At 32.0% G+C, this 17,097-nt stretch carries 14 protein-coding genes and 4 pseudogenes; 8 read left to right on the top strand and 10 right to left on the bottom strand.

Features of this window, described 5'->3' with window-relative positions; translation table 11 throughout:
- Positions 1–52: 52 nt before the first annotated feature.
- The 3 genes from BTR42_RS01830 to BTR42_RS01840 all read left to right on the top strand — a co-directional run bounded on the left by BTR42_RS01830 (position 53) and on the right by BTR42_RS01840 (position 2,687).
- Positions 53–631 (top strand): TetR/AcrR family transcriptional regulator C-terminal domain-containing protein, encoded by a 579-nt coding sequence (locus BTR42_RS01830; RefSeq protein ID WP_077496151.1) that lies wholly within the window; start codon positions 53–55, stop codon positions 629–631.
- 146 nt (positions 632–777) lie between these two features.
- The gene (locus tag BTR42_RS01835; RefSeq protein ID WP_077496153.1) at positions 778–1,071 is read left to right on the top strand and encodes a hypothetical protein; all 294 of its coding nucleotides are present in this window, start codon (positions 778–780) and stop codon (positions 1,069–1,071) included.
- A gap of 17 nt (positions 1,072–1,088) precedes the next feature.
- A complete protein-coding gene (locus BTR42_RS01840) occupies positions 1,089–2,687 on the top strand; it encodes an oleate hydratase (protein ID WP_077496155.1) in 1,599 nt (532 codons plus the stop codon).
- Between the two features lie 172 nt (positions 2,688–2,859).
- On the opposite strand, the gene BTR42_RS01845 is transcribed toward BTR42_RS01840, so the two are convergent.
- Positions 2,860–4,035, bottom strand: a complete 1,176-nt coding sequence (locus BTR42_RS01845) for a macrolide family glycosyltransferase (protein WP_077496157.1) — start codon at positions 4,033–4,035, stop codon at positions 2,860–2,862.
- A 131-nt stretch (positions 4,036–4,166) separates the two neighbouring features.
- Between BTR42_RS01845 and BTR42_RS01850 the strand changes: the two genes are divergently transcribed.
- A complete protein-coding gene (locus BTR42_RS01850; protein ID WP_077496159.1) occupies positions 4,167–4,715 on the top strand; it encodes a TetR/AcrR family transcriptional regulator in 549 nt (182 codons plus the stop codon).
- 727 nt (positions 4,716–5,442) lie between these two features.
- Here the strand turns inward: BTR42_RS01850 and BTR42_RS01855 are convergent.
- The 7 genes from BTR42_RS01855 to BTR42_RS01885 form a co-directional block, all read right to left on the bottom strand.
- A complete protein-coding gene (locus tag BTR42_RS01855) occupies positions 5,443–6,660 on the bottom strand; it encodes a tyrosine-type recombinase/integrase (RefSeq protein ID WP_077496161.1) in 1,218 nt (405 codons plus the stop codon).
- A gap of 71 nt (positions 6,661–6,731) precedes the next feature.
- A complete protein-coding gene (locus BTR42_RS01860) occupies positions 6,732–6,992 on the bottom strand; it encodes a helix-turn-helix domain-containing protein (RefSeq protein WP_077496162.1) in 261 nt (86 codons plus the stop codon).
- A complete protein-coding gene (locus tag BTR42_RS01865; RefSeq protein WP_077496164.1) occupies positions 6,970–7,569 on the bottom strand; it encodes a replication protein in 600 nt (199 codons plus the stop codon). Before BTR42_RS01865 ends, BTR42_RS01860 begins: the two co-directional genes overlap by 23 nt.
- Positions 7,570–7,765: 196 nt before the next feature.
- Positions 7,766–8,383 carry a hypothetical protein gene (locus BTR42_RS01870; RefSeq protein WP_077496166.1) on the bottom strand — a complete coding sequence of 206 codons (618 nt, stop codon included), beginning with the start codon at positions 8,381–8,383 and terminating at the stop codon, positions 7,766–7,768.
- Positions 8,383–9,459 (bottom strand): ATP-binding protein, encoded by a 1,077-nt coding sequence (locus BTR42_RS01875; RefSeq protein ID WP_077496168.1) that lies wholly within the window; start codon positions 9,457–9,459, stop codon positions 8,383–8,385. Before BTR42_RS01875 ends, BTR42_RS01870 begins: the two co-directional genes overlap by 1 nt.
- Entirely contained in the window at positions 9,459–9,773 is a 315-nt protein-coding gene (locus tag BTR42_RS01880) for a hypothetical protein (RefSeq protein WP_077496170.1), read from the bottom strand. The genes BTR42_RS01875 and BTR42_RS01880 overlap by 1 nt, the downstream gene beginning before the upstream one ends.
- Positions 9,774–9,981: 208 nt before the next feature.
- Positions 9,982–10,506, bottom strand: coding sequence for a hypothetical protein (locus BTR42_RS01885; protein WP_077496172.1), 525 nt, complete (start codon positions 10,504–10,506; stop codon positions 9,982–9,984).
- A gap of 629 nt (positions 10,507–11,135) precedes the next feature.
- On the opposite strand from BTR42_RS01885, the gene BTR42_RS01890 reads away from it, so the two are divergent.
- On the top strand, positions 11,136–11,912 hold the full coding sequence (locus tag BTR42_RS01890; RefSeq protein ID WP_231873062.1) for a hypothetical protein: 777 nt from the start codon (positions 11,136–11,138) through the stop codon (positions 11,910–11,912).
- 370 nt (positions 11,913–12,282) lie between these two features.
- Here BTR42_RS01890 and BTR42_RS13010 read toward each other — a convergent pair.
- Positions 12,283–12,519, bottom strand: a pseudogene (locus BTR42_RS13010) (Fic/DOC family protein); the annotation flags it as partial.
- Positions 12,512–12,699 (bottom strand): annotated as a pseudogene (locus BTR42_RS12820) (hypothetical protein). The pseudogenes BTR42_RS12820 and BTR42_RS13010, both read right to left, overlap by 8 nt.
- 131 nt (positions 12,700–12,830) lie before the next feature.
- Here BTR42_RS12820 and BTR42_RS01905 point away from each other — a divergent pair.
- From BTR42_RS01905 to BTR42_RS01915, 3 genes and pseudogenes are all read left to right on the top strand, one after another.
- Positions 12,831–16,340: a hypothetical protein gene (locus tag BTR42_RS01905; RefSeq protein ID WP_167367604.1), complete on the top strand. Its 3,510-nt coding sequence runs from the start codon at positions 12,831–12,833 to the stop codon at positions 16,338–16,340.
- Between the two features lie 127 nt (positions 16,341–16,467).
- Positions 16,468–16,723, top strand: a pseudogene (locus tag BTR42_RS01910) (type II toxin-antitoxin system Phd/YefM family antitoxin).
- Positions 16,720–17,089 (top strand): annotated as a pseudogene (locus BTR42_RS01915) (type II toxin-antitoxin system death-on-curing family toxin). Before BTR42_RS01910 ends, BTR42_RS01915 begins: the two co-directional pseudogenes overlap by 4 nt.
- Positions 17,090–17,097 lie beyond the last annotated feature (8 nt).

The following is a 17,097-nucleotide window of genomic DNA, read 5'->3' on the forward strand; positions in this document are numbered from 1 at the left end:
TAAGATGAGGATGAGCTTTCATCAAATATTGTACAGGATGGGAATTCTAAACATGAAAAATGAACAAATTTCTTTAAATACCAAACGGAGACTTGCTCAAGGGCTCAAACATTTCTTGGATAGTAAGCAGTTTGATAATATAACAGTCAAGGAAATTATTGACTATGCAGAAGTCGCTAGACCAACTTTCTATTACCACTTTGAAGATATCTATAGTCTCATGGTCTGGATGTTTGAAGATGAATTGGTTGAACTTCTCAAAAAAAGTAAGGATTTATTTACTTGGGATGAGGGAATTTTACTAGTTTTAAACTATCTGGATGATCATCGACAAATGTGTTTGTCTGTCTATCAGACGATTGGACGAGATGAATTATATAGACTTTTTCATTCAAGTATTAGTCAAATTATGCAGGCATTTATTGATTATTTGCGGCTAGATATCCCAGATATTAAGGAAGAGTATGTTGATTTTATTAGAGATTTTTATACCATCGCTTTTGCTGGTACCTTGATTGAATGGCTGAAAAAAACTGATAGAAAAAGTCCTGAAGAGATGATTAACTTATTAGAAGTAACTATCCAAGGCAGTATCAAAAATGCCCTTGAATCAAGTGCCAATCAATTTTAATAAAAAAATTTTTCTAAAAAAGAATAAAATACTATACAAAGTAGCTACCTATGTAAGACATCTTACACAAGCAGCTACTTTGTATCTTTTTTTTTGCCATCAAGTAGGGGTATACTAAAACCATCAAAAGAAAGGAGCCAGACAAAATGATTGATGGCAACTATAATGTAATATTGAAAACTCCTATGGGAGCCAAGAAGGGTGAGCTTCACTTGGAAGCCACTAATGATGTTTTGACAGGGAATATCACAGTTGGTGGCAAGGGGACAGCACTTGAAAATGGAACAGTTTCGGGTGACAACTTCTCCTTCTCGGGTTCTTTGAAATCAGCTCTAGGGAACATCACCTATGATTGCTCAGGAACAGTCGAAGAGAATGCGCTTGTAGCAACCGTAAAAACGAAAAAAGGCAATTTCCAATTAAAAGGAAACCGGAAATAAGAAAGGATGTAAACATTATGCTAGGAAATTATAAGAGAACAGATGATGGACAATTTTACTTTATCGGTGGTGGTATAGGTAGTTTAACTGGTGCAGCTTATCTCCTTCGTGACTGTGGTTTTGATGGAAAAAATATTCATATCATTGAAACATTGCCAATTATGGGTGGTTCCAATGATGCGAAAGGAAATCCTGAGGATGGATGGATTATGCGTGGTGAACGGATGCTCAACCGCCAAACCTATGAGAATTTTTGGGATATTTATAGTAGCATTCCCTCTCTTGTTAAGGAGGGGATGTCTGTAACCGACGAAATTTTCGAACATTCAGAAATTCATAAAAGCATTGCAAAGGCTCGTTTCTTTGATGAAAATGGTGAAATTATGGATACATCAAGCTATGGTTTGAATAAGGCGCACCTAATGCAACTGATTAACCTATGGAAATCTACAGAAGTTGATTTAGACGATATCACCATTGAAGACTGGTTTGATGAAGCTTTCTTTGACACCATCTTCTGGTATGCCTATGAGGCAACTTTTGCCTTCCAACCTTGGTCTTCTGTTATGGAGTTCCGCCGTTATACCCTGCGTTTCTGGCATTTGATCCTCAAACTCATTACTTGTGAAGGAGTATCCTTGACACCTAACAGCCAATACGAGACTCTGATTGAACCTGTTATGGCAGTCCTTGAGGAAGCTGGTGTTGACTTCATCTACAACACTTCTGTTATTGATATGGATTTTGCTGAGGGGGATGGTATCACTGTTACTGGTTTGAAAACTGTATCAGATGGTCAAGAAGGCTATATTCCTATTCGAGAAAACGATAACGTGATCACAACTCTTGGCTGTATGACTGACAATGCTACATTTGGTAGTAAAGATACTCCTGCTACTCTTGATACTTCCTACCCGGTCAGTGCAACCCTTTGGAAAAATATTTCTAAGAAAAAAGCGGGACTTGGTAATCCAGATAAATTCTTCTCGCACCCAGATAAGTCAGCTTGGATGAGTTTTAACTGTACCTTTAAAGGACATACCTTTACAGAGTGGCTAGAGAAATATACTCATAATAAGACAGGAGAAGGGCTTACTAGTACCTTTGTTAAATCGCCTTGGGTAATGGAGTTACGACTTCAGGTTCCTGGATTCTTTAAAAACCAACCCGAAGACTATGATTTTGTTTGGATGTGTGCCTTTAATTCTTATGCCAAAGGGGAACATTATGGCAAGTCTGAATTCGACTGTACTGGTATGGAAATTTTGGATGAAATTCTTTTAAGCCTACCTATGGATGAAGAAACACGTCAAAAATGTCGTGATGAAGTTGTTGCAGCTATCCCAGTAGCCATGCCTTACATTGATGCTCAATTTCTACCGCGTTCTTTAGGGGATCGTCCTGATGTCGTTCCTGCTGGTTCAACTAACCTTGGCTTTACAGGACAATTCTGTGAAGTGCCTGAAGATGTGGTCTTTACAGAAGAATACTCAGTCCGTGCCAGTCGTATGGCAGTCTACCAGTTAACAGGAAGCAGACGTGAAGTGGCTCCAGTCAAACCAATCCGTTATGATGCTCGCATGATATTGGGTGCTGCTGTTCAATTTTTAAAATGAGATAAAAGCATAGCGACCTAGTTGAAGCGTTTTGTCCCTAAGAAACACGCTATTAGAAGATAACCCCATCTTCTTAGTTGACCTCATCAAAATAGACCTATCAGCTTGATTTGGCTCCAAAGGATAACCACTCTTGCTGATAAGCCTATTTTGATATTTTTTATTATTTAATCTAGCGACAATTATCCAAAATAATTTCCATTGCTTTTGCCACTCCACCACTAGCTTTAAAGTCCTGAGAGATTTTAATCGTTTGCTCTTTGTAAGTTGATTCTGTTAGTAATCTGTTTATACCTTGTGCGATAGTATCGGATTCAATATTATCAAGTTTTACCCCCGCACCTAATTGTAATACTTGATCCGCTACTATACTTTGTTCATCAGTTTGAGGGAAAAGTAACAGGGGAACTTGATAATAAAGGGCTTCACTGGTACTGTTCAAACCACAATGGGTCAAAAAAACGTCGGCTATTTTAAGAACGGCAATTTGATCAACTTGATGAACCACTTGGAAATTATCTGGAATATAACCCAAGGTTTCAATGTCTGTTTTATTTCCAACCGATAAAATGACAGTGACATTTTTATTGGCTAAAGCTTTGAAGCACTGTTGATAGAATTTTTCTGCTTGATTATTAACTGTTCCTAATGAAATATAAATGAGAGGGCGATTCCCTTTTTCTAGAACAGTCTGGCTTTCTCGAATAATTGGACCAACAAAATGAACATTTTGTCCAAATGTATTTCCAGCAGGTTGAAAATTTTTAGAAGTGGTAACAATAACTGGGCAATCACCTCTAGTAAAAGCGAGATCAGTTAGTTTTTTGGTAGGATAGCCTGATTTTTTGATTTTCTCATAATTTCTTAACAGTTCAGGTAATTCTAGAAGAGTCTTGAAATTGACTGAGCTATTCATCATACTAGGGGTGTGTTCATTAAAAGCAAAGTGAGTATTTGATGTTACGTAAGGAATTTCCAAGCGCTTAGCTATTACGGGTGCCCAGAAAGCAAGTGAATCCCCTACAATGACATCGGGTTGATAGTTACGAACGTCTTCCAAATAAGTGTTTATGACGTCATCCATAGCTTCTGAAATCAAAGATAATAAGCTGGTTAAGTGGTTTTTTTGATTATGAACTGGTTGATTGACGTGTTCAACTGTGAAATAATCAAGCTTATCATTGTAACAAATAACTTCTGCTCCAATATGTTCTAGAGTTTTTCGAAAATTGGAGACGCTGTAATAACGCACTTGATGTCCGTTATTGATCAATTCTTTAACAAGAAGAAGTGTTGGGTTTGTGTGCCCAAAGGCAGGAACTCCCATAAAAATAATACGTTTACCCATAAGTTTATCCGTCCTTTCTTTATGGTTAGTTAATAGTTTATCGAATCGTTAACAGGAAAACAATGGGCAAAAAACGATATTTGTTGTATAATCAACACATATCTCATATTGACTAGAAAGTGTTTTAAGTTATGACGAAGCAAGACCGTCGTTTTAAGAGAACCCAAAAGGCTATTTATACGTCTTTTGTCACTCTATTTTTAGAGAAGGATTTTATTGAAATTACGATTAATGAGATTAGCCAATTAGCTGATATCAACCGTTCTACTTTTTATCTGCATTTTGAGGATAAGTATGCTCTTTTGGATGACTATTTATTAAGCTTATTACCGATTATCGAGACTAATGGTACAGCTTTATCAAGTCAAGTTCAACTAAGGCAACAGTTAGGACAGATGTATGATTATTTGCAAGACAACCTCGCTTTCTTTAAGCGGTTATTCAATGAAACTAATTATCCTTTTGCTATTCGCTCTATTAAAAAAGTTTTAAAAGAGTTCTTTTATCAGAATGATTCTTTTTTTACTGAACAAGTTGGCAATTCAAGGGAATTTACGACTCATATTAGAATAGCCGGATTAATAGCCATGATTGAATGGTTTTTATCGCAAGAAAATTATGGTCGAAATCAGTTTATCAAAGAAACCCAAGATTTGGTAAATTTGCTGGATGGAGTGTAATAATGACTTTAAGTTTTAAAGTCTGCTAGTCTTAGAACTCCAATGAAGTATAGCAAGTTTAATAAAAAAACGTGGGATTAGTTACTTTAGAGGAACTAATCCCACGGGTATAAATATACTCAAATTGTACTTATCCTATAATTGAAGGTGGAAATAATTGAAGGTGGAAAAATTTTGGTCACCCATTTGGTCAACCTTTAAAATTTCAATACTATTAAGTAAGTGACAAAGCCCTGATAAATCACGGTTCTTGTTTTTCTATTTTGCTAATTTTAATTCAATTTTGACGGCCGCCGGTATAGTTAAAGGTCTTCGAACATAATTTGAAGGCTTTTTTCTTTGTTTTGGGCAATTTTATATTCTTTTATTTATTCATTTAATCGAAGTAAAAAGCACCTTGTCTAATAAGATAACCCCTAGCTCAGTATTTTATTTTTTGGAAGTGTTGCGAAATTTACCTTATTTAAATGAAATTATTTAAAATTATATAACATAAAGTGAAAAGTACATAGTGATAAAAGTGCAGTAATAAAGGCTTTTAGTATTTAAAGAGATATAAATTCCACCAACCAGGTCTTAAGAAAGCTCGTAAAGCTAGCCAATTCTCAAAACGTTAAGAATCAGCTACAATACAGCAATTACAAACACTTCATGGTTCACACCATGGGGTGTTTTTTGCTGATTTTTTAGCAAAATTCACACCACTTTTCACACCAAATTCACACCATTACTTTTTAAGGTTACGGTAGGCGATTTCACCAACAGCCATTGGTATGACATTTGAAGTATTGACATAGGTCTTAGTTGTAAGAGTGTCGCTATGCGTTAAAGCCTCTGAAATGGCTTCTAGTGATGTGCCAGATTGTTTGGCAAGAGTTGCCCCCGTATGACGTAATTTATGAGGTGTAGCGTGTATTAGTTCCTTATGACGGCGTTCGACTGACTTCATCTTATTATTAAGATAATCAGCATGTAAGGGACTATTAACGTTTCCTTTTGTGTCAATATAAGTAAAGACATACTGTTCATCAGATTGAATAATATTGAATTTTGCTAATTCCAATTTTTGTTGCTTTTTCCAAGCACGGAGTAAATCAGCTAGCTCAGTAGGAATATGGAAAGTCGTCTTTTTATTACCCTTAGTTGATTTTGGATTTTTATACTTATCCAAGGCTTTCACTAACTGAATTTCTTGTTTCTCTAGGTTAATGTGCTTCCATTGTAAGGCGTAGCTTTCAGATTTTCTATCTCCTAAGAAAAAAGTTGTATAGAATAACACATAATCTTTGAATAGAAGTTTGTCATTTTCTAAATCTTCTTCAAAAGCTGTGAACCATGCTTGTAGTTCTGATTGTGACAGATACAAATCTTCATCATTTTTAGCCTCTTGTAGTTTGATTTTTTTAGTTGCCTTAATACGGCTAATGGTTTTAGAGAGACGATTGGTTTCGATATATTCTAATTCCTCAGCCCAATCAAAAATAGAGTTAACATAACTTCTGATGACTTTGAAGTTGGCATATTCTTCTGCTTTTTGGGTCAATAGGTTCAAAACAACTTGTTTATTTTGATTGAGAAAATCAATAGAATAATTTCCAAGCAAGGGTAGGATATGTTTTCTAAAGACAATTTCTGTACCGTCAATAGTAGCTTGTGACGGTGGTTTTGTGGTAGATGTTGTTTGACCTGCTTTGTAAGATTCCCACCAAATATTGTGATAAAAATCGGAAAAGAGGATTGAACTATTTGTTTCCAATGAGGTTGAATCTCCGCTTAAAATTTTATCAATCCTGTTTTGTAATTCAAGTTCGTATTTTTTAGCCTCACTCCTTAGTTTGAAACGTTTTTCAATCACTTTTTTATCAATTCCCAATGATGATTTGACTTCTTCTGGGATATAGATACGTAAGCGATAAGTTCCATTTTTAGTTTTTGTAATTGACATAGTATTCTCCTTTTCCTGAATTGAGCTAGAAAAATACCGTGGCTTAATTATATCAAACCACGGTTATAATGCTACTGATTTTGTAACCAGTGATTGAGTTCAGTTTTATCGAATCGAACAGTTTTTCCAATACGGATAACTGGTAATCCTTTTTTTATCCAAGAATCAAGTGTGTTATTGGAAATTCCTAGATAGTCACAGGCTTGTTGTTTGTTCAAAAATGGACTTCCGATATTGCTATTATCTAGTCGATTTTCAATTTCTCGTTTGATTAAATCAGCAATCAAAAGCTGAATTTGATGAATCTGTTCATCTGGCAGAATGACTTGCATGCTTTTTCTCCTTGTTATTTTTATCATACCTTCTTGAATCTAGATACTTAGCGAAAAAGTAAGTCTTATCCATAATTAAGCTCAGTAATTTTGGGTTTTCTGTCCGTGCATAATGAACTAAGCTGTTAAATTCCAAGAAGTTGTGCTCTTCGATTGTATCAATTACCAATGTCAAAAAATCATCTGAGTTATTAGTGATTAGAAATTTGTCTAAATCAAAGCCACAACCTGATTCAATATCATTGATATCATAGAGAGTTTTTTCAGGGTTTTCAGCGTGAGTGAAATAGTCATACATACCTTTAGGAGACATAATCACTTCCACATGTGCTGGGGTGTTTAAGTGAGTGGTTACTAATTCCGAAACTTGGGAGTAACTTTTAAGAGAATCAAAGTAGAGAGCACCATGTTTGTGAGCTTTTTTGAATTCGCCAGTCTCTTTATTAACATCTTTGTCATGCCAAGGACTGAGGACAAAGGGAATGTGCATTTCTTCAAGAATATCTAAATAATTTTCAGGAGCACTTTCTTGGTAGAGTAAGAAAGCCCACTTGTTGGAGCGTTTTTCTTTTGCCATAGGCAGTTACCTCGTTTCTATTGGTTTATCTATCAGGAGAATTTTTAGGTGATTTTGGTAGTTTTTTTCAAAAATCGTGATTACTGATTATTGGTATCATGGGGGTCGTAGTAACCCCATGACATGATTAAATTAGATAGATTGAAAGAGCAGTGCTTCTGGCTTTCACTTTGTGAGCCAAGCACTGCCTGTTCTTTTATCGCCTTGTTCCAATGAACCAGAGTTTATTTCCAGCTCGGTTTGATGAAGAAAAGTAATAATTAGGATTGCGACTAGCAATCTCTTCTCTAATATGAGTTTCCATATCTCGAAGGAGTTTTTGAGCTTGTTGAGTTTTGGGATATTTAATACAAACTTTTACAGCTTCTTTACGGACATCTACAGTACTTTTTGATATTGTTCGATTAAATTTTTTTAAAATAGGATTGTATTTTGTTATAGTTGTTTGATTGTCAATCGAAATAACTGATTTTGAGTTTTCATCTTGCTTGAGAAATTGTCGCAAGCGAATTGTTTGATAGACGGATTTAAAGTAATTTAAAATAGAATCATTTGTAAAACGAAAAGCTAATTCTAACATAATAAATAAAGATGCTATCAATATAGAGAGACCTGTAATATTTTTAGTAATATGTTCACAGATAGTTAGCTTACTTTGTACAATAATGATTTGATTATATAACTCTGGAATGTTTATATTGTCAATAAGTTTAGTTACCAAGTAGATAATCAGGCTAAAAGTAAAGCTAATCGTTCCCAAAAACAGTAAGTTTCTAACAATATTATAGGACTTTTGAAAAAAACTCTTTCTCATTATAGGATGCCTTTCTTAGTATAGTAAGTTGGACAAAGAAGTGGGAGTACTTGGTAAGGGTGCTCATTGTCAATGATTTGGATAAGTCCCGTCCCCTTACCAACGGGAATGACAATCCCTTCAGGGTCTAAATCAGGAAAGAGAAACTGTGTAGTCTTCTTATTGATGTTTCCGATTTGGATAAGAACATTTAATTGTTCACGGACAGAGACAGGGATTGTATTGTGGTCAAAGCGCTGGCTTACTAAAAGAAGATGGACTTTAGTAGCACGACCGAGTAGAGCAATCTGAGATAATAGTGAGAAAAAAGAATCCTTGATTGTCTTATTGACCCCTTCAGAGAGTGCTAGCACTTCATCAATGACGATAGTCAAATGGTCGAAAACATGGTCTGGATTATCGTAGAGAATTTTTTGCCGTTGCTGGATGAGATTTAGGCAATTGCTAAGATTTTCATTAATTTCAGATACAAAATCTGACTTTGAACGGTTCTTTTGTGGATGAATGACAGAAATTGAATTTTCACGTGCCCATCGAGACGGGGTATCGAACTTGGGGTCAACGATAATGAGTTCTGAAAAATTTTTCAATAAACTCAAAAAATAAGTAAGGGAATAGGATTTCCCAGATCCACTGTTACCAGCGATAGCTAGTGACGTCACTTTATTAAAATCTAAAGTGAGGTTTTTCATAATCGGAAGCTTACCTTTTTTCTGTATTTTTGAAAAATCATCTAAATCCGAAATAACAAGACGCTCAGAGACACCTTTTTTCCAAGGAAAGAAGAGACCGCGTTGAACATGAATATCATCTGTGTCAAGTGCCATGAAATAGGCAGAGTTTTGTTTGAGTAACGTATATCGTGGATATAGTGAAGCATTGGCAATAAGAAAGATTTTTTGATACAAATCGTCATCAATGATATAACTAGCTGGTAAGCGAGGAATAAACAGAAAGCCATTAGGCATGATTTTAATGTCAAAGCTATTCGTATAGCTAGTTTCTCCTTGCATAAGGGCTCCAAGTCCCATGTTGAGACTCTGGAGTAGGTACTGAGCTAGTTCTTTATTGGTCATTATTTAACCTCCTTAATGTCAGTTGCACGGAAATAGACATTATAGCCAACTTCGCAGGCTTCTAAATTATTAAATTCAACCATTGCCATATAAGTTGGAAGCGCCACCTCAGATTCAAATTTCACTTGAAAAGGTGGTAGTCCCTTTTGAGAGAACCAAGATTTGTAGGCGATAATTTCGCCGGTTGGTTGTCCGTTCTCAAACTTGATTTGGGCTTCCAGTTCAGTGCTTAAGCAGTAGATTGCTTGTTTATTGTCAATATAATTATTAGCAATGTTAGAAGCATATCCAATTTTGCGATTATTTGTTTTCATAATTTTTACCTCGTAAATTTTGATTTTTATTAGCTAATAATTCTTATTTTTTGTGTCTTACGTATCGACATATTAATTATATAATCATTTTTATTCCAGAAATTGATGATAATAAATCAAGAATTAGTCATTTTGTGCCAGAAATTGGTCATATTAATGATTAACAAAAAAAGCATGAAGCCGTTTAAGACTTCATGCTTTTTAGATTTTATAAGCTATTCAAATAATATGCTACCCATTTTATTATCAGATTTTCAACTTTATTTGAGTCAAGGTTATCAATATCATCTATTTCTTTTGTTAAATTTTTAAAAGAAAATAGCATATCATTTTTTTTATCAGCAAAAAATTGTTCAAATTTTGCTTTTAAATTGATATTAACTAATTGATATTGATTATTAAAATATTCGTCAACATTAATTTTAAATTTTTTAACAATCGAATCATCCTGAAATTTTTCTTCATGAATCATTATTCTTAACAATTCATATATAAATGTTTCAAGAAAAATATCATTTGGAAAAAAGAAGAGTCGATTGGAATTGATTTTCAAACACTGTTTTAAATCAAATATGACTGAAGCAGTTAAAAAAGTTTTCCCGTTTTTTCGAACTTTTCCGTGTCTTATTCTTGACATGGTACCCGAATCGAGGGTGATATTTTTTTGTGAAGCTATATAAAATCCTAATTTTTCTCGGAATCTTTGTACAGATTCATCTAAAAAAGTGGTCATTTGACAAATTCTTTCTTTAATATTTGTCGCTATTATGAATTTAACATTCAAAATCCACTTTTGATATCTTTTTTATTTCTTCATTTTCAAAACGCATTCTTTGTGCGACATACAAAAAATGAAGTTTGACCCTCACTTTTTCATTATATATTAAGGATCGTTAATATATAATGTTTGAAATAATATTAATTTCATTTTTACTGCATCTAGATTATTAAAATAATTTAGAACTGATTTTTACAAATTTCAACAATACATATCACTGTTTTTAAGAAGATATCAAAACTTTAACAGTTATTAATTGTGTTATAAAAAGTTGAAATTGCTTTTTTTCTTGATAAAGTCTGCGAATGTTGACTTTATCACCTATTTTAAAAATTCCTCCAACAAAATCATTTTGATAAATGATTTTGCACCAATTATGTCTAAAATATTTTAGACATAATAAAAATATCAAAACTTGAAATCACAGTCAATCGCAAAAAACTATGATAGATTTTTTGAATTTTTCTCGTTTTAAAAGTAGATATAAAGGCTTTTTAACGTTTCCTATAGGCCTATTAAAAGTAGTAACGTTAGTGGTAGAATAATATATAAGATAAAATTTAGAGAATGAGGTTATTAGTGTAGTGGATGATGCTAAATGGGGAGTTGAAACAATTCAAGCAGCGGTTGTGTTGAACAATTTTGTTAAGAATGAAGAAGATTCCAATTACGAGTTGTTTTTATTGGAGTTTCTTAATCGTTCTAAATATTTTCAAGGGAAATCGAAGTATAATTTATATCAAAAGTCAGCCAAGGAAAGTAATGGAGAATGTGATGCCATCTCTATTGAGTATAGTATAGATTTTAAGTTATTAGTTTCACCATCTTGTTGTAAAGCGTTGAGATTAACAAGTAATTCAATTAAAAAAACTACAATGGGTGTTGCTTATGGTAATGCAAGAACAAGAGAAAGTCAGAAAATGACTTGGCTTCATAATTTATTTAGAGATAAGAAATTAAATGATTTACTTTTGATACGTAACGAAGAAGAAAATATAAGTCCTGAAGATATGCATGACTATGATATTCTTAATACATTGAAAACAATGGAAACCCAAAAGAATTTATTATTATTTTTCCCATTTCGTTTTTATACTGATGAAGAAATAGCATTTGATAAAATGTTAAAGGTAATTAACAAGAATTTGCAGAATTGGTTTGGAACATTAGCAGAATATAGAGAATTGGTTGGTACAGATTTTGAGACATATATATTAACTGAATACAGCAATCACTTTTTGTTGTATTTGTTTTCTTCAAGTGGTTTTGAATTGTTAGAAGTTTTTGATGATTATGAACTACCTACTTATCAAAAGTTATTAGATTATGCGAAGCCACTAAGACATATTCGATTAGATTAATGAAGATTGAAAAACAAGTACCGAATTACTTTATATGCTTTATCTTTCAAATAAAAAGCACCCTAGCATACTGCTAGAGTGCCTTTTGAATATCCAAATTTCTAATTTTATTTCACAAAAAATGTAGTCAAAAATGTAGTCATTTGGTTGATTTTCAATGCAATATACTGAAATTCAAAAAATCAATAATCGCATAAAACCAAGGTTTCTACCGCCTATTGACGTGTAGTGAATCCCTATTTCACCTCAGCACTTATTAAGTATTATGCTCTATAATTCTTTTAATATTTTATCAAACATTTCTTTCAAAGTCTCCATAGACTGTTCTGTCCATATAAAGGTTGTAAACTTCCTCATCTTATTCCGCTCAAGCATAGACATTCTGAAATAAATAGTTGTGAATAGCTAAAATATCACTAATAGAATTCAATGGTTTTTAAATGCAAGCCTGTAAACCTTCTAGCAACGAATGAGTGCTCATTTCGATAGGCTTCATCAATAATAATACTTATAATATTTGTTTGTTGATTAAGACTGTAGAATTCGGATAGGTATATTGGTGATTAGGGTCAATGTACTCATAGCCTTCGTATTGATTTTTAACCAATATTCAATTCTTTTCGTCTATTGATAATATAAGTTTTTAAAACAATCACCTCTTGAACAGTAGGTTCATAATTTTCAATCGTTGATAATCCAATACATACCAGACAATATTAAAATCTGAAAAGCTATCAAAGGGAATCCCTAAAATTGTTAATCCTTCTTTATTTATATCAAGAGTCATAACACATCTCCTTGTATAATGCTATTATACCATAAAATCGGTGTTTTCATATAAAGAGATGGGGGACCGTTATTAAAGTATGGATTTATGATAAAATAGGTTTATCATAAAAGAAATGATATAGGTGTAGCATGGAGTCATATATTACAGAAGAAAGTAGGATATGCAAAATGAGTTTTTTATGTGATTACGAGATAACAACTTTAGCTTCAGCTATTTATTCTATTACTTCATGGTTTCCTAATAGAAGGTTTTTGGGAATCGTAGATAAGCTAAATAGAGATTTTATTAATAATGAAAGTAAAATTTTGGGGAAAATTAAAATTGATTCATACGGTAAACTACTAGACTTCTATAAAAAAGTAATTGAGAATTATATACCCGAATACCCCAAAGAAAACTTCCCTATTGATACCGGAAGTGTAAGTTTTTATTCGAATAATAGGTTCCATAAAGTATTTATAGGTAATGGCAATGAAGATACTTATGAAACTTTATTTATAACGGAATCTTTAGTACATGACTTTGAACAATTTAAAGAAATTTGGTATGAAATTCTTAAATATGAAGATTTAATTATTTCATCGCTGAAGTCCTTTAAAAGTGAGTTTACGCAAGAAGAATTTGAATGTCCATCTGAAAAATATTATAATTTTATGTCTCAAAATTATAATATTTTTTATAATGATAAACTTGCTCAGTATTTTAAGACATTCAAAAGTAGCAATAGTGAGTTATATTCATTATTTACTCCTATCAATAACTTTCCAATATTTTTGCCGGTGATAAAGGATTGTTTCATAGAGAGAATGGAAAGAGAAATAGAGGAATCGAAATTTGAAAACTCCGTTTGGTTAAGTTTTTGGAGGAGATTGAATTGTAATTTCCCAAAATTCTTTGAACAAGAAGGAAATTCTTTTTATAATCTTAGGTTAACTTGTAAAGAGACTGGAGAAAAGATTGATTTAGAAAATACATTAGCGTTTTTAATTGAGGATAAATTAGTTATTTTAGAGTCAAGTGAAAATAAAATTTCAGAGCATTTGAAAAAAGGTATTATTGATAATATTTATCAGATAGCAGGTCTTTGTCAGGATGGAGAGGTTAGAGGATTTGAGTTTAAATCTCCAAGCAATATCACCTTTGTCGGGGTTGATACTAAGAATATATCTTCAAATATAGATAAAAGCTTCTTATTTAAGAAATTTGATGAATATGTACTAAATGCAAGTGCTTTAATTGGAATAATTAATAGTGCAAATGCTATAAAAGAAATTGTAGACTTTTTTATAGATATTAATAACAACAGAGACCGGCTAGTATCCTTTTCAAATGGGGACGCTCAATTCCGTATGTGGCAATCTGCAGATCATACAGTAAATGAAGGTGCTGTAGATCTTACACTATTATTCACCTCATATGAGACAGTTCGTTATAATATGGAATTATTTGATAGCATTGCTGATAATTATCCCTTTGAAGTTGGAGAATATTTTTATAATCTTTACAGTTGGAAAATAGTTGATAAGGAGCAAACTTGCTTATCACTTATCTCAAAAGTTTACCTTGGATCAATCGATATATTTTCTGATGGTCATAAGAAGATTATATATCATGAGCTACATTTTATATTAGAGGATATAGATATTAAAGATTACGAACAAGTAAAGTCTTTTGATGAAATTGTTTTAAATGCACTGAGTCGTAATAAAGAATTAATCTTATCTAGCTGTGAAAAAGATATTATAGAAATCAATTTAGTTTCTAAATCAGTACTTGATAAAAATGTCAATTCTTGGTATTTAATACAAGAAACTAAGTATTTTAATAAAATTGTTTTTAATCAAAATTCTAATCACCAGATTGCTTTAATAGCACCAAAATGGGATAGAATCTTTGCAGATAATCTTTCTAAAATTACATTGGAGTTTGAAAATACAATCCTAATAAATTTACTAGAAGGATTTCTTTTTAGGGAAAGAAGTTTATTTTTTGAAAAAATCAAACAAACAGATAATGAAAAACGTACTTCTAACATATTTGAAGTGAAAGTCAGATATTTTATTCAACCTCTTTTAGAATTTTCAGTTCCTAAAATCTCCTCTTTTAAAAATGTTAGGAAAAGTATTTCTAAAATTATCAAAGAACTTGATTTAAAACCTGGTTTATATCGTGAGGAAGATGTAGTAGGTATTGTTAGAGCTTTTAGAAATAAAATACGAAAAGATTTGGTTTCTATCATGTCTTTATATAATCAGGATAATTTAAATATTAAACTACAAAATATTTTGTCATCAATTATTTTTTATATTGATATCCACCATAAAAGATTAACCACATTTTCAGATAACGGAAATCTTCAAACTGATAAATTAAATAAATTTCGCGAACAAACAATCGATTTACGTGAAGAAGCTCGTATTTATAAACCAATATTAGAATACCTTATTGAAGAGAACTTAATAACAAAAAGGAAAGCTCATCCGTCAATTCCAAGTGATGATATCGTCGACAAATTAGTTGCTTATGGTAAATATATTTTGGATTTTCAAGTTCTTTCGGATGCAAATTATTATGGTGCTAGCAATTGGTTTCAATTAGAGATTAAAGATAATTATGTTGTAGATATCTCAGAGACTGATAAGTACTTACAATTTGCTAAACAAATGAAAGAAGTTAAATACAAATACGGTGAATATATGAATCGAAATAAAGATATTGATAGGAGTAAGCTTGCGAAGATTAAGGATGCCTTTTTTCAGGATACCAAAATTGACTTTGATTCCTTTGTTTATTTTCTCTCCATGTTTTCAAGTAATGGTAATATTTTAGAATTAAAACAACAAAAAATATTGACTGTACAAGGAAATGTTGTAGAAGGAAAAATAGAAGATTTAGCTAAATACTTTGTGGGTAATTCTAATTACTCAATTGAAATTTTTTATAGTATTTTACAATTTCTAACCTTAGAGAAGGACAAAGTAGCTTTTCATGGAGAAATTCCAATATGGGAAAAGAAGAAAAGGGTCAATAAGTTTTCTGCTAAGCCGATTGTTGTTAGTTACGAAAATATTATTTTTTCGCCTGTTATTCTTGATAGATTGGAAAAAGATTGGGTAGAAGGATTGATGAACTTTATTTTACCGTACGATACTGGTATGCAAAATACTTTAAATATAATGAATACTTGGAAGAAATTTTATGAACAACAGATAGTCCAAGATCTAAAAGACTTATTTAAAGATGATAGATACATTACTTATATAGATCAAGAATTATATAAATTGGATACTAAAGGGAATCATCCTAGAGATTTAGGTGATTATGATTTAATAGTGATAGATAATTATCTGAAAGAAATATTATTATTTGAGGTTAAATATATGCGTTTAAGTCAAACCATGAAAGATAGTATGGGGGATCAAAAGGACTACTTTTTTGGGAAAAAGGCTAAAGGTTTAAAGTTCAAACGCCGAGTAGAATATTTTGAAAAGAGTTTGGATGTAATTTGTAATAACATAAATCTAGACGGAAAGTATACTCTAAAATCGTATTTTCTTACAAATAAAATTATAAAATCTAGCTTTGTTGAATTTCCGTTTGAAATTATTAGTTTCAATGAATTTAAGGATAATATTTAGTAAAAATAATTTATTTTATAGCAAAATTGAAAGCTACTTTACCTAATATAGGATGAATTCATCCTATATTTTTATTTTTGCTTTTGTTGCTTAAAAATGGCATGAAAAACAAAAGGAGGCGATGATAATACAAATTAATTTTAAAAATTTAATTCCGAACACTGAGGCAAATCAAAATTTTTCTAAAGTTGCTCGTATAGTCGATAGTAAAGGTATAGCTATTATTTTGAAAAAATAATAAGCCTAAATATGTTTTGGTTGACTACAATACCTTGGTTCAAGAAGAACAGGCAGAAGCTGCTGCTGATCAAGCTAGTGTTGACGAGGTGGCAAGTTCTATCTTGTCACGCCATTTAGAAGCCTTTAAGGATTTAGCAAAATGAAGCGCTTAACCGTTGAACAGTTTGTTGCCTTACATAGCCAATTAATTACAGCTTCCGGAGGAATGGATGATGTGCGAGACAAGGGGCTAGTTGAATCATCACTTTCTAATATTTTTGATACTTATTTTGGTGTCGATCAATATCCAACTATTGAAGAAAAGGCCTCTAGATTTTGTTGTTCTTTGATTGAGAATCACGCTTTTTTAGATGGGAATAACGCATTGGTATTTTGTAATGCTTTTGCTACTAGAAATTAACGGTATTGTGTTTGATTGTGTTGATGAAGAGTTAGTTCATCTTGGATTAGGTGTAGCAGTATCAGAGTTAACCTATAAAGATATTTTAGATTTTGTAGAGAATCATTGATACAAAAA

Origin of the sequence: Streptococcus gallolyticus subsp. gallolyticus DSM 16831, from assembly GCF_002000985.1 — a bacterium.
Taxonomy (GTDB): domain Bacteria; phylum Bacillota; class Bacilli; order Lactobacillales; family Streptococcaceae; genus Streptococcus; species Streptococcus gallolyticus.

Bases quoted from the DNA above. Each gene is read 5' to 3' on its own strand.
- BTR42_RS01845 (WP_077496157.1), bottom strand. From the start codon at position 4,035: ATGGGTAAACGTATTATTTTTATGGGAGTTCCTGCCTTTGGGCACACA.
- BTR42_RS01840 (WP_077496155.1), top strand. From the start codon at position 1,089: ATGCTAGGAAATTATAAGAGAACAGATGATGGACAATTTTACTTTATC.
- BTR42_RS01870 (WP_077496166.1), bottom strand. From the start codon at position 8,383: ATGAGAAAGAGTTTTTTTCAAAAGTCCTATAATATTGTTAGAAACTTA.
- BTR42_RS01850 (WP_077496159.1), top strand. From the start codon at position 4,167: ATGACGAAGCAAGACCGTCGTTTTAAGAGAACCCAAAAGGCTATTTAT.
- BTR42_RS01830 (WP_077496151.1), top strand. From the start codon at position 53: ATGAAAAATGAACAAATTTCTTTAAATACCAAACGGAGACTTGCTCAA.
- BTR42_RS01880 (WP_077496170.1), bottom strand. From the start codon at position 9,773: ATGAAAACAAATAATCGCAAAATTGGATATGCTTCTAACATTGCTAAT.
- BTR42_RS01855 (WP_077496161.1), bottom strand. From the start codon at position 6,660: ATGTCAATTACAAAAACTAAAAATGGAACTTATCGCTTACGTATCTAT.
- BTR42_RS01875 (WP_077496168.1), bottom strand. From the start codon at position 9,459: ATGACCAATAAAGAACTAGCTCAGTACCTACTCCAGAGTCTCAACATG.
- BTR42_RS01865 (WP_077496164.1), bottom strand. From the start codon at position 7,569: ATGGCAAAAGAAAAACGCTCCAACAAGTGGGCTTTCTTACTCTACCAA.
- BTR42_RS01885 (WP_077496172.1), bottom strand. From the start codon at position 10,506: ATGACCACTTTTTTAGATGAATCTGTACAAAGATTCCGAGAAAAATTA.
- BTR42_RS01835 (WP_077496153.1), top strand. From the start codon at position 778: ATGATTGATGGCAACTATAATGTAATATTGAAAACTCCTATGGGAGCC.
- BTR42_RS01905 (WP_167367604.1), top strand. From the start codon at position 12,831: ATGGAGTCATATATTACAGAAGAAAGTAGGATATGCAAAATGAGTTTT.
- BTR42_RS01860 (WP_077496162.1), bottom strand. From the start codon at position 6,992: ATGCAAGTCATTCTGCCAGATGAACAGATTCATCAAATTCAGCTTTTG.